Below are 12,797 nucleotides of genomic sequence, written 5' to 3' on the forward strand. Positions count from 1 at the left end.
ACCACGTACACTGGATTAGCCTGTGATTTGTTCTTCATATTTTCTCCCTTTCTCCCGCTCCTAAAAATTCATTATACTCTAAGAATTGGCTATGTACCTCAATGTCAATGGCTGCTCCTCGTCAATTCCGACATTTTCAAGGTCTTCATCTTCAAGGATATTATTAATATACAGCTTCCACTTTTTAGTCTGATTATTCTCTATTCCGTCAACCATACTTATTTGTCCTTTCTGATCCTTTTCAATTCGCATTCCCTGTTCAGCATTGTCTGAAATTGCCTGCAGTACTTTCCAAACAGTAGGATTATCATCTACAATTTTAACGGTCTGTAGAAACAAAATCTCATCTTCGTTGTAAATAACCACATTAACTTTGGTTTCCAAAGCGCCTTGCCCTGTGTATTTTACGCCATGATATTCAGGAGAAATACTATCTCCCTTATTAGTTCCGCAGGCTGTTAACGATAATGCAATAACCATTAACAACATTAATATAGTGTAAACGGATTTTGTAAAATGCAATTTAGATTGAAACACAATGATAGCCCCCTCAAAGGTTATATTCAGCTATTTGCTTTCCATCGATCATTCACTAAAACGGATTCGTTCCATTAAGCTCTCCTTGCTTAAGCGCCACTGCATATAGAAGGTAGTTCCCACTTGAACTGTAAAATAGGCGCATATCAAGAATAGCATGGCTGTTATTGGCAGTTGATACTGAACATAGGTGGCGGATTGCTTGAAAATTTCAACACCATAATATCCTGCTGGTATACCCAGCGAAAAAGTGAATAACAGACTAATTAGAATAACCATTAAGCCTTCACTGCCTAGCTGCAAGGTTAGTTGACTCCGTGACATGCCAATCGCTTCAACTAAGCTAATCTCCCGTTTTCTAGAATACATACTGGTTAAGTTAGAATTAATTAAGTTAAATATACTGATAATCAGCAATGCCGAAGTAAGACTATTAGCCGCCAACTGAAATACTTTCTTCATTCCATTAAACTCCTGATACATCTCCTGGAAAGAAGTGAATGTTATTCTTCGATCAGCAGTTGCGATGCCTTTTAAATTCCGTTCGACTTCCCCTTGTCGTCCTTCATTAACTTGGACGCTAACCTGCTGGATGCGGTGATCCATATTTAATCGTTTAAACAGGTCCTGGTGAGCAATAAAAACTCCTCCATCCGAAGAATTACCTTTATATGTAACGTAATTGGGCAATACACCAATAATAGTGAATACACGTTCTTTCTGCCCTTCTCCATACTTTGCGAATCGTATTTTGTCTCCCTCCCGGTAGCCTCCATCTTCCGAAACGGCGATGAGATTATTGCCACTTCTCAGTGCTGTAAGCATAGAATCATCTTTCCCGAGCATCTGGAGGGCACTTGTCATTAAGTGATCATCGTAGGCATAGATATCCGTTCTAATCTCCGGGTTCCTTATACCCGCCAAGTCTTTGAGGTGAAGGTGTGCATCCTGCTTGTTATAAATTAATACGTCATACATCTCCGTCAATACAGATTTGACGCCTGACATAGTCTTCACTTGCTGTATCACCTCGTTGTTAAACAAATCGAGTTGTTCGTCAGACTCAAGGTTAGCAACAGCACTTAGCTTATAGTCACCAGGCACCATACTTCCAGCCATATTATCGATATTCATACTACTGAAAATACTCCCTGTGACCACAAAAATAAAACCTGTCAGTGTAATGGATATTACAGTCACCCAGGTGCGCTTGCGATATCGAATAAGTTGTGCCAACACCAGGGAGAAACCGCTGATTGATTGTTTTAATTTGCTCTTGGGATTGAGGCTTCTCTTCCCAAAGTCTTCGGCGGGATTATAACGAATAGCTGCAATCTCTGTAATTTTCCCTACTTTTCTAGCAGGAATATAAACAGATAGTCTAACGAGAATCAGACCTATAACAAAAACAGCACAAGCAATATAAGGAGACAATTCAACATATAACGGGGAGCTTCCGCTAGCCGTATGTCCTAAGAAGGGAATAAATGCTGTGCTTCCTCCTACCCCCAACAGGAGACCCAGGAAACTCCCCGCCAGTGAAATCATAAGCCCTTCTGTGAGGATCATGCTGCTTAGCTGCTTAGGAGTCATTCCTATAGCTTTTATCATGCCAAATAAACGGATCTGCTCCGACAGATATATATTGAAAATATTATAAATAACCATGGCTGCACTAATAACAATTACAATTATGACAACGGCTGCTTTCAAGATAGATACAGGATTCTGCTCATATGCGCCGCTATAACGCTCATTGATTTGAATCTGATCTTCTCGTAGCTTAGCCCCCTCAGCAATTCTATGTGCCGTAGATGTCGCATTGAAGTCCGAATTCAAAAGAGCAAATATAACAACATCCGGATCAGGACTATAACGTTGTGAAAGATCCTTGGAAATGAACATCAGACCGGCTCTAGCCGCCTTACGTACAGCTATATCATCAACAATTCCCACCAGTTTAAAGCTTTTAGTGATATATTCCGTTTTCCCTGCACTCTTAATTTGTAAATCCAAGGGTATTATTTCTCCTAGCTTGGAGGGAAAGCCAATTTCCTCTATCACCCATTTATCCAATACAATTTCGTCGTCAGTGGCTGGAGCCCTCCCTTGCATTAATTGAATCAGTCCTTCATTAATTCCCTCTATATAACTTATAGCCATATTAATATTCAATTTTTCAAATGAGCCGGATTTAACATTTTTACTGATATAGGAAACATAGTGCTTTTTTATCTTCGGATTATTCTCAATAGCTTGTTGCTGCTCTGGCAACAAATGCTCATACTGTACATGATAGGCGCCTAGCTCATTAATCGCTTCTCGCTTGCTCCTCTGATCGTTGGAGTAGAAATAGGTCAGCACCACAAAAAGTAAGGCTACGGCTAAAGCAACTGTACCTACAGTCAATAAGGTCCGGCTTTTGTGATGACGTAGATTTTTCAGGGATACATTGTGAACAGTAATCGTATCTTTCATCCTTCTACCCCTACTACAATGGAACCGTCCACCACCCGAACGGTCCGACCTGCAAGCTTAGCCACTTCGTCATTATGCGTTACAACAATCAAAGTCTGGTTATATTTCTCTACGGATAAACGCAGCAAATCCAAAACGTTGTTGCTAGAACGGCTATCGAGATTTCCTGTGGGTTCATCTGCGAGGACAATAGCCGGCCTAGCTGCCAGTGCACGGGCAATTGCCACTCTTTGCTGCTGACCGCCAGACAACACTGTGGGCAGACTTGCCCGCTTTTCATAGATCCCCAAAGTATTTAAAATATCTTCAATATAGCTGACATCTGCTTTCTTTCCATCCAGCCCAATGGGTAAAATGATGTTCTCCCACACATTAAGTGAGGGTACCAAATTAAAAGCCTGAAACACAAAGCCGATCTGGCGGCGGCGAAACACTGCCAGTTGACTCATTGGCAATGTATAAATGGAAGTCCCATTTATGATGACCTCACCGCTTGTAGGTGCATCCACCCCCCCAATGATGTGCATTAATGTACTTTTTCCTGCACCGGACTGCCCAACAATAGAGATAAACTCACCTTTCGCCACCGAAAAATCAACATTATGAATGGCCTTCACTTGACGATCTCCAGTGCCATAATATTTGCACAGCTTCTTCCCTTCCAGAATCATAACGGCGCCTCCCTTTATACTTGGATACAAAAATATCCTCCCCTAAGTTGTTCTCTAGGAAAGGATATCCAATAATTATCTATTATTTATCAACTTTGCTGTACGCTTATCCAAACCTTCACACAGGCGCCACCCGAATTATTGTTCGTTAGCTGAATATTGCCTCCTAGCTTCTCGGCCAGCACCTTGCAAATATTCAACCCCATGCCGTAATGTCTCTGGTCAGCTTCCGCTCCGTTTGTATAAAATGGCGTGGTAGCACGCTTTAAATCTTGATTCGAGAACCCATCACCATCATCACTAACTGTAATCGAAAAAAATCCCTTCACAAATTCAAAACGCACAGAAATTTTCTGGCTTGCATAACGAAGAGAATTAGCAATCATATTTTCGTATATCCTGGTAACAATTCCTGTATCCATGCACAGAGCTTGTTCAGAGATTTGATTATCAAATGAAAGCTCGAGTGAGTGTTCCCTTGCCAGAAATGCAGCCATACTACTTAGCTGCTCCAAAAATGCAGAAATCTCCACTTTCGTAAGGGCTACTGATATCTCATCGAGCTTTTGTGCCTCGCCCATAATCTGCACATAGTTCTCCAGCCGTAATATATGTACACTCATGGTTGTTATCGTATCCAGCAGCTTCTCCTTGCTAATTTTATCTTCCGGCAGATATCTATTTAAAAAGTCAGCGTACCCCCGCAATACGGTCAGCGGCGTTCGCAAATCATGTGAAAAAGCGGCATTTAATTGTTTTCTGTCCTCTATGGAACGCCACATTTGACGGTTGTTATCCTCCAAAGCAGCTCTCATGCTTTCAAAAGACCTGCATAGCTGTCCCATTTCATCTTCGCTATCGTGCGGAATATTAAAATCCAAGTCATTATTGGATATTTTAGTAGAAGCTTCGCGCAAAATCCCAATCGGTTGTTTAAGCTTATTATGGTAAAACAAAAAGGATGCCGCCAGGGTAGATAACCCAAAAAATATCAAAATGGACCAAGAATCCAGAAAACTACAAAGCTTAATGATTTGTTCATCTGTATAAGAATAATCTGTATTAAAGTCCTTCATGTTGTAGACAATGGCTGGATTCTTGATATCCGCTAATGTATAGGAATCGTTATACTTCAGAAACATATTATTACGTATGTGACCTGCGCCAGTAATGGTAATTATACTGAGGAGCCCGGCAATAAGGACAAATACAAGCATATAGATCATAAATGTCATCCTAATGGATAAGCTACGCCAAGCTTTTATTACCCTATCCATTTATAGCCCACACCCCATACTGTTGAAATGTATATGTGATCACTAACCTCATTAAATTTGGACCGAATTCTTCTGATATGCTCTGCAACAACGATGCTATCCCCTTCATGATCCAGACCCCAGACTTTGCCATAGATATGGTCCTTATCAAAGACTTGGCCAATGTTCATTGACAACAACTCAATAATGCCAAATTCCTTCTTGGCAAAAGAAAGTTCGCGTCCCTTGTAGTACACCACTCTAGCAGAGTAATCAATCACCAAATGATCTGAAAATCTGGTTTGCGTCTTAATAGCTTGTCTTCGTTCACGGCGCAGATGTGCCTCTACCCTGGCTCCAAGCTCATCAATGCTGAATGGCTTCACAATATAATCATCTCCGCCAACACGAAAGCCATTAATTTTATCTGTCTCTTCTACTTGCGCAGTCAGGAATATAATAGGGCAGGATACGAAATTCCGTATACGAGTGCATACCTCAAGACCATCAATCTCAGGCATATTAATATCCAGTAAAATAATGTCCGGTTGATACATTACTTTGCGTAAAGCTTCCCCTCCGCTTCGCGCGGTTAAAACCTTATAGCCATTCAGCTCAAAATAATCTGTAAGTAGATTAATTATATCTGCTTCATCATCAACAATCAGAATCTGATTATTCATAGCTTACACTCCGCCTTCCTCCCCGGTACTTCCCCGTTTCCCGCCAAAGACCTCCCCCTCCGCAAGCCCCGATACGAACCGCTGCATCCAGGCATAATACTCGGCTGCATGCTCCAGCTTCTCCAGATCTCTGAGGCAGGCCTGCCTCTCCTCTTCGGGGGTGTCTGCTGCGTGGGCCAGTGCCTTAAGGCCGGGGACCCCGGCTGCCATCGCTTCCTGCATCACATCGATCTCCCGCTGAAGCTTCAGGGTGAAGAAGTTCCGGAAGGCCTCGAAGAAGTCTGTCTCCGCTGCGTACAGCTCCTTCCGCTCACGCTTCTCCGGAAGCTTCGTCACCATCCGGGAGGCAATCAGGGAGCGGACCCCGTAGCTCATATTGCTTTTACTCATATTCATGACCTGCTTCATTTCCTCCAGCGTCATCGGCTTGTCCTCGAAGAACATCACTCCGTACAGCTGCCCGAAGGAATAATTCGCTCCATATAAATCCATGGTCTGTGCTATGGCATCGATCACCGGGCCGAGCAGCTGCTCCCGGGGCGAACGGTGCGGATGTTCCTCGCCGAATGCGGCCTGCTTCATCAGGTGGCACCTCATTTTCACATAGAATCGTTCTCTCTACATTACACAATACCGTAGCTTTACGGCAATCATCCTACAAATTTTACACAAATTCCGAACGGGCTTTACCTCCGCTTGACCACAAGCCTGCCTCATGAGTGTACAATTTTTTTTGAACAGAGGAGCTGTCCTCTGCATTATACCGCATCAACCAATGTGGATGAAATGGAGAATATGTACGAAAATGACACGTTCAAAGTTAATCAGCGGCCTCAAGCCCGTGCTGTTCACTCTGCCGGCCATGATCCCGTTCGCCGTGTTCTGGCTCGCGCCGCTGCTGTATGTGCTGTATCTCAGCTTCACGGAATGGGATTTCATGAGCCCAGAGAAAACCTTTGTCGGCTGGCAGAATTATACCGATCTGCTTAGCAACCCGGCTTTTTACAAAGCGCTGAGGGTGACCGTTCTCTTCTGCCTCGGCAGTGTGCTGCCGGTGATCCTGCTCGGACTGGGCCTTGCCCTATTAATGAACAAAAAGCTAAAAGGATCGGCACTTTATCAGGTGCTGCTGTTCTCCCCCTGGGTGACGCCGACCGTTGCAGTATCTATCGTCTGGTCCTGGATCTATCAGCCTGAAGCCGGACTCGCGAATGCGGTGCTGAACTTCTTCGGCCTGGATTCCATCGGCTGGCTGCAGGACCCCAAATGGGCCTTAACCGGCGTCCTGCTGGTCACGATCTGGAAGTCGGTCGGCTGGGCAATGATCTTTTATCTGGTGGCCCTGCGCAATGTGCCTTCAGACCTGCTGGAAGCCGGGGAGCTGGACGGGGCAAGCCCGGTGCAGAAGTTCCTGCGGATTATATGGCCGCTGATCTCGCCGACTACTCTTTTCTTATTCGTGGTGCAGCTCGTCTCGGCGCTTCAGGCTTATGACCAGATTAATGTGCTGACCCAGGGCGGCCCGTCCGGCTCTACCCGCACTCTGCTCTATTTGTATTATCAGTCCGCCTTCGAATCGTTCCAGATCGGAGAGGCTTCTTCCGTAGCTGTCGTCCTGGTTTTGATCTGCATGCTGCTGTCTGTTCTCTCCTTCGGGATCAGCAAGCGGACCACTCATTATCAATAAAAGCTTACTATCAGCCCTTAAGGAGGTCTAACCGCTTGACTATATTCACACGTATCAGCGGGCTGGTCCGCCAGATTTTTTTCGCCGCGCTTGCTCTTCTGATGGCCTTCCCGTTCTATTGGATGGTTACGAGCGCCCTCAAGACCAATGATGAAATCTGGCGTTCCCCGCCCACACTCTGGCCTGAGGTACCGCTGTGGGGTAACTTCGCCGCTGCCTGGAACGAGGCGCCGTTCGCCAGATATATGGGTAACAGTATCTTCGTCGCTGTCTCCATTGTCCTCCTTCAATCGATCAATTCCGGGATGATGGCTTATGCGCTGACGCATATGAAATTCCGCCTGAAGGGCGTTTTTGCCGGAGTGATTCTGTTCGGTTATATGGTTCCTGCAACGGCAGTCTACCTGCCAGGCTATCTGGTCCTCTCTGAGCTGCACTTGCTGAACTCCTATGCGGGCCTGATTCTCTCCAACTGTGTGAGTATCTTCTCGATCTTCCTGATCAGGCAGGCCTTTCTTCAAGTCTCGCATGAGCTGGTGGAGGCCGGCGAAGTGGACGGTGCCTCGCATATGCGGATTCTCTGGACGATCCTTGTGCCGGTCACACGATCCTCATTCGCCGTACTGGCGCTGATTACCTTCATTGACCAGTACAACAATTACTTCTGGCCGATGCTTATTACGAAGGACCCCAGTCTGCAGCTGGTCTCGGCCGGTCTGCGCAGCTTCTTCGTGGAAGGGGGTGCTTACGGACTGAAATGGCCGCTCATCATGGCCGCCAGCGCCTTCACGATTGCCCCGCTGCTGCTAGTCTTCCTGCTGGCGCAGAAAACGATAATGCAAAGTGTCAACATGACCGCAGGCTCAAGCAAAGGCTGAAACCCAACTTAAACCCCAGAGGAGAATGATGATGAACGTATTCAAAAGGTTGTCCGCAGTATCCATGATCGCCGGACTCTCCGTGCTCACCGCTTGCGGCGGAAATGCCGCTCCCGGCAATACATCCACTGCGGACGGCGCAGCCGCCGCAATCCCTGCTGCCAATGCCGCTCCGGCTGAAAGCGCACCGGTAACGATTGAGTTCTGGTATGGACTCGGCGGCAAGCTGGGAGAAAATATGCAATCGCTCATTCAGAAGTTCAACGCTTCCCAGCAGGAGGTCATCGTCAAAGGGATCGTGCAGGGGGATTATACAGAAACCGAACAGAAGCTTCAGGCTGCGATTGCTACCGGGCAGGTCCCGGCGGCGGTCCTCTCCTCCAATATAGATTGGGCTCGCAAAGGCTATTTCGCTGCGATGGATGAGCTTATTGCCAAGCTGCCGGAATTTAAGCAAGAGGATTTCGTACAGACCTTCCTGAACCAGGGGCAGGTGGATGGTAAGCAGTATTTCCTGCCGATGTATGGAACGACGCAGGTGATGTACTATCGTAAGGACGCTTTTGCGAAGATTGGCCTCGATGCCAGCCAGATTAAGACCTGGGAGGATCTCGCTGTGGCTGCCAAAAAGATGACGGTATCGGAAGGCGGCAAAACCAGCTTCTACGGCTGGGAGCCGATGTGGGGCTCCGGCAACATGATTGACGCCGCACTCAGCAAGGGCGGCAGCATTCTTAGTGCAGACGGCACCCAGGCCATGATTGATTCCCCGGAATGGATCGACACCTGGGAGTTCTTCCGCAAAGCCATTCATGAGGATAAGACGATGCGCATCCACTCCGGCGGACAAGGCTGGGAGTACTGGTACAAGACGATTGATGATGTAATGAAAGGCCAAGCGGCCGGATACACCGGTTCGAGCGGCGACCAGGGCGACCTTGACTTCAGTATCGTCTCCGCGATGGAGCAGCCGGGCTGGGCCGGGGTTGGGGAAGGCAAGCCTGTTGCTCAGGCGATTATGGCCGGTATTCCTGCCAAAGCCGGAGAAGCGGAGAAACAAGCGGCGATGAAATGGCTCGCCTACTTCACGAACTCCGAAAATACGGCCTCCTGGTCGATCAATACGGGCTATATTTCCGTACGCCAGTCCGCCCTGCAAGATCCGGCCTTCGTAGCCTTCAGTGAGAGCAACCCGCAGATCAAGATTCCATTGCAGCAGGCGGCTCATGCTTCCGCTCCCTTCCAGGACCCGACAGGCGGCAAGATTAACGATGCGCTGAAGATCGCTGCGGATAAGGTACAGATTGAGAATATTCCGGCAGCCGACGCGCTGAAGGAAGCACAACAGACGGCTCAGGCCGCACTGGATAAGCTGAAATAGAACGGCTGAATACATTTCTATTAATGAAGGGGGACGCTGCATGATCGAGCTTAATACTCCGCAAGGAGACTATCCTGTATCGGCTATCCTGTTCGACAAGGATGGAACATTGCTGCAGTTCGTATCTCTCTGGGGAAGCTGGGGCGAGTGCTTCCTGGACCAGTTCGCCCGGGGGCTTGAACAGCGCGGCTTGAGCTTCCCTGAGCACCAACGGGCCTCCCTGCTGGGAACGGTTCATGATGCTGCAGGGAAGATCACCGATTACGACCGTAACGGCCCGCTCGCCATGGGCACGATGAACGATCTGTATGCCATTCTGTCCTGGCAGGGATATACTCTTGGCCTATCCTGGGCCGAAGCGGTTGAACTGGTGGACGCCTGCCGGAATGCAGCGGATGCGATGCTGGAGCAGAGCCGTCCGGTCCGCCCGCTCCCCGGGCTGGTGCCCTTTCTGGACGCTTGCGCAGCCCAGGGCATACCTATGGCCGTAGTGACTGCCGATGAAACTGCGGCAGCAGAGAGTCATCTGCGCTGGCTGGGCATCCGCCAGTATTTCACCGCCGTGATCGGCACCGATCAGGTGGAGCGGGGCAAACCCTTCCCCGACATGGCACTGCTTGCCTGCGGGCGGCTGGGGGTATCTCCGGCTGAAGCCGCCGTGATCGGCGATACGAACGGAGATATGCGGATGGCGAAGGCAGCGGGTGCTGCCGCAGCCCTTGGGATTGCCGGCGGAATCACCGCCGGGCTCACGGCTTCCGCGGCGACGACGACGGCGGGTCGCGGACGCGACGATGCTGGCGGGACAGCCGATGCCAGCGGACGCGGGCCTGCTACGGCAGATTTGCAGGCTGCCGGGACTCTTTTGCCGGATGCAGATTGTGTGATTTCGTCTTATTCGGAGCTTAGCGTACGAAGGATGGCACGATGAAGGCCGAAGGGGCCTTGGCCTGGGTATTTCTTGCCTTGGCTATTGTCTTCGAGCTGTCTGGAACGGTCTCCATGAAGCTGTCTCATGGCCTCACCCGGCCCTGGCCCTCTGTGCTAATGTTCCTGTTCTACGGGATCAGCTTCACCTCGCTGAGTATCGCACTCACCTCCATCAAGGTTGGAGTCGCTTATGCCGTATGGTCCGGTGCGGGTATCCTCTTGATTTCGCTGGCGGGGGTCTTATTTTTCGAAGAGCGGCTATCGGGTTCCTCCCTCCTGTGGGTAACTGTGATTGTAGCCGGAATTGTCGGATTGAACATTAGCGCCAAGGGGCATTAATCTATCGAAGAAAATATTTCAAGGAGGCTTCGCTTGCCTATGAATACATCCGCCACAACCGGCGTTACTGAACCGCTGTTGACGTTCCAGATTATTACCGACACCCATGTCACGGCTGATCCCGAGCATGAGTACAACCAGAACTTAGGACGGGCATTGCAGGATTTGGCCTTACACGCACAAGGCAGCAGCGGCATCATGCATATTGGAGATATTACGAACAATGGCTTCCCGGAGGAGTACGAGGAGGTCCAGCGTATTCTTGAACAGCATCAGGCTTCACTGCCGCAGATTCGTTACACCCTAGGCAACCATGACGTCGGCCTCGGCCACTGGGAATCCCGGCTTGCGATGTATACTTCCCGCATGGGCATGCCAGGTCCTTATCATGATCACTGGATCGGCGGGTATCATTTCATCTTCCTGGGTACTGAGGAAGGGCTGCAGACATTCTGCAATTTATCCGACGGGCAGCTCCAGTGGCTGGACCGGAAGCTTGGGGAACGCGCACCGGACAAACCAGAGGCTAACAGTTATTTGCAGCCGCACACGGAGCAGGCATCTCTGCCGGATCAGCCCGTCTTCCTCTTCCTGCACCAGCCGCTGAAGGATACAGTAGCCGGTTCACTGGAATCTCAGGAATGGTACGGAGTCACTCAGGATCAGGAGCTGCGTACTATTCTGTCGCGGCACCCGCAGACCCTGCTGTTCACCGGGCATACCCACTGGGAGCTGGAGGTCGGCAATACCATGTATCCCGGCAACGGACAGACAGCAACGATGTTCAATGCTGCTTCTGTAGCCTACCTCTGGACGGATGCGGATGAACACAAGAACGGCAGCCAGGGCTATTATATAGAAGTCTATGCTGATAAAGTGCTTGTGCGGGGACGGGATTTCACTACGGGCACCTGGATTGAAGCGGCGCAATATGAGGTAGCCTATCCCGTTAGCGCTCTACGGTAAGTTAGGGAATTATTGAAGTTCCACTCACAATAAAAAGCTGCCCCAAGCAGCCATTTCATGGCTTTTGGGACAGCTTTTTCATCTGCTTCGATGCAGGAGTCAATCCGTGTATCTACTATTTAAAAGCAGGCAGCGCAATGTCCGCGTAATTATCCTCCAGGAACTTCTTCACTTCCGGGCCGCTGATCGCCTTGGCCAGCTTCTGGATGGCCTCGGAATCCTTGTTGTCCTCACGGGCAACGAGGGTAATGGTGAAGGCTGAATCTTCACGCTCGGTGATCAGCGCATCCTTCTTCGGAGTCAGACCCAGCGGGCTCGCGTAGGCCGGCGTCATCGCTACCAGATCCGCATCATCCAGCATCCGGGCCAGCATCAGCAGATCGACCTCCTCGAACTTATAGTTCTTCGGATTGGCGGTAATATCGGCTTGCGTAGCCTGAATTCCTATGCCATCCTTCAGCGTAATCAATCCGGCATCTGCGAACATTTGCAGGGAGCGCCCAATGTTGGACGGATCATTCGCCATCACGAGCGTTGCCCCCTCCGGCAGATCGGCAATGTTCTTGAAGCGTTTGGAGTACCCGCCGTAGATGGCATCATACACAGGCTGAACGGGCACCAGCTTTGCGCCTTTACTGGCATTGAACTGCTCCATGTAAGGGACATGCTGGAAGAAGTTCGCGTCCACCTCTTTGTTCGCCAGCGCTTCATTCGGCTGCACGTTATCGGACAGTACGACAACCTCCATATCCACGCCTTCTTCCTTCAGAATCGGCTTCACGATATCGAGAATATCTGTCATTGGCGGAATCAGCGAGGCTACCTTGATCTTCACAGGCCCGGTGCTGGTTGCCGCCGGTGTCTCTTCCGCTTCTTTGTTGTTGCCGCAGCCTGCAAGTGCAAGCGTCATTACAAGCAGTACCAGTGCAAACGTGGTGGTCATTCTTTTTCCTGTTCTTTTCATGATCTCTCTTATGCCCCCATTATTGTA

13 protein-coding genes are annotated in these 12,797 nt (G+C 49.1%); 6 read left to right on the forward strand and 7 right to left on the reverse strand.

Features of this window, described 5'->3' with window-relative positions; all coding sequences use genetic code 11:
* Positions 1 to 78: 78 nt before the first annotated feature.
* The 6 genes from MKZ07_RS18125 to MKZ07_RS18150 all read right to left on the reverse strand — a co-directional run bounded on the left by MKZ07_RS18125 (position 79) and on the right by MKZ07_RS18150 (position 6,207).
* Complete coding sequence (locus MKZ07_RS18125; protein WP_341026945.1) at positions 79 to 537, reverse strand: hypothetical protein; 459 nt, start codon at positions 535 to 537, stop codon at positions 79 to 81.
* Positions 538 to 585: 48 nt separating this feature from the next.
* Entirely contained in the window at positions 586 to 3,015 is a 2,430-nt protein-coding gene (locus tag MKZ07_RS18130; protein WP_341026947.1) for an ABC transporter permease, read from the reverse strand.
* Positions 3,012 to 3,686, reverse strand: coding sequence for an ABC transporter ATP-binding protein (locus tag MKZ07_RS18135; protein ID WP_341026949.1), 675 nt, complete (start codon positions 3,684 to 3,686; stop codon positions 3,012 to 3,014). The genes MKZ07_RS18130 and MKZ07_RS18135 overlap by 4 nt, the downstream gene beginning before the upstream one ends.
* An 89-nt stretch (positions 3,687 to 3,775) precedes the next feature.
* Positions 3,776 to 4,912, reverse strand: coding sequence for a HAMP domain-containing sensor histidine kinase (locus tag MKZ07_RS18140; RefSeq protein WP_076161126.1), 1,137 nt, complete (start codon positions 4,910 to 4,912; stop codon positions 3,776 to 3,778).
* A gap of 38 nt (positions 4,913 to 4,950) precedes the next feature.
* Positions 4,951 to 5,625 carry a response regulator transcription factor gene (locus MKZ07_RS18145; RefSeq protein ID WP_036700315.1) on the reverse strand — a complete coding sequence of 225 codons (675 nt, stop codon included), beginning with the start codon at positions 5,623 to 5,625 and terminating at the stop codon, positions 4,951 to 4,953.
* A gap of 3 nt (positions 5,626 to 5,628) precedes the next feature.
* Positions 5,629 to 6,207 carry a GbsR/MarR family transcriptional regulator gene (locus tag MKZ07_RS18150; protein ID WP_036700318.1) on the reverse strand — a complete coding sequence of 193 codons (579 nt, stop codon included), beginning with the start codon at positions 6,205 to 6,207 and terminating at the stop codon, positions 5,629 to 5,631.
* A 223-nt stretch (positions 6,208 to 6,430) separates the two neighbouring features.
* Between MKZ07_RS18150 and MKZ07_RS18155 the strand changes: the two genes are divergently transcribed.
* Genes MKZ07_RS18155 through MKZ07_RS18180 form a run of 6 tightly spaced genes read left to right on the forward strand, consistent with a single transcriptional unit; the run spans position 6,431 to position 11,806 of the window.
* A complete protein-coding gene (locus tag MKZ07_RS18155; RefSeq protein ID WP_341026959.1) occupies positions 6,431 to 7,312 on the forward strand; it encodes a carbohydrate ABC transporter permease in 882 nt (293 codons plus the stop codon).
* A 35-nt stretch (positions 7,313 to 7,347) separates the two neighbouring features.
* Positions 7,348 to 8,190, forward strand: coding sequence for a carbohydrate ABC transporter permease (locus MKZ07_RS18160; protein ID WP_051494002.1), 843 nt, complete (start codon positions 7,348 to 7,350; stop codon positions 8,188 to 8,190).
* A gap of 31 nt (positions 8,191 to 8,221) precedes the next feature.
* The gene (locus MKZ07_RS18165) at positions 8,222 to 9,571 is read left to right on the forward strand and encodes an ABC transporter substrate-binding protein (protein WP_341026963.1); all 1,350 of its coding nucleotides are present in this window, start codon (positions 8,222 to 8,224) and stop codon (positions 9,569 to 9,571) included.
* A gap of 40 nt (positions 9,572 to 9,611) precedes the next feature.
* A complete protein-coding gene (locus tag MKZ07_RS18170; RefSeq protein ID WP_341026966.1) occupies positions 9,612 to 10,502 on the forward strand; it encodes an HAD family hydrolase in 891 nt (296 codons plus the stop codon).
* On the forward strand, positions 10,499 to 10,840 hold the full coding sequence (locus tag MKZ07_RS18175; protein WP_445667879.1) for a DMT family transporter: 342 nt from the start codon (positions 10,499 to 10,501) through the stop codon (positions 10,838 to 10,840). Before MKZ07_RS18170 ends, MKZ07_RS18175 begins: the two co-directional genes overlap by 4 nt.
* A gap of 39 nt (positions 10,841 to 10,879) precedes the next feature.
* Positions 10,880 to 11,806 carry a metallophosphoesterase family protein gene (locus MKZ07_RS18180; protein ID WP_341026969.1) on the forward strand — a complete coding sequence of 309 codons (927 nt, stop codon included), beginning with the start codon at positions 10,880 to 10,882 and terminating at the stop codon, positions 11,804 to 11,806.
* 115 nt (positions 11,807 to 11,921) lie between these two features.
* Here the strand turns inward: MKZ07_RS18180 and MKZ07_RS18185 are convergent, their stop codons facing one another.
* Positions 11,922 to 12,749: a MetQ/NlpA family ABC transporter substrate-binding protein gene (locus MKZ07_RS18185; protein WP_445667909.1), complete on the reverse strand. Its 828-nt coding sequence runs from the start codon at positions 12,747 to 12,749 to the stop codon at positions 11,922 to 11,924.
* Between the last annotated feature and the right edge of the window lie 48 nt (positions 12,750 to 12,797).

Source organism: Paenibacillus sp. FSL P4-0338 (assembly GCF_038002365.1).
Lineage (GTDB): Bacteria > Bacillota > Bacilli > Paenibacillales > Paenibacillaceae > Paenibacillus_AQ.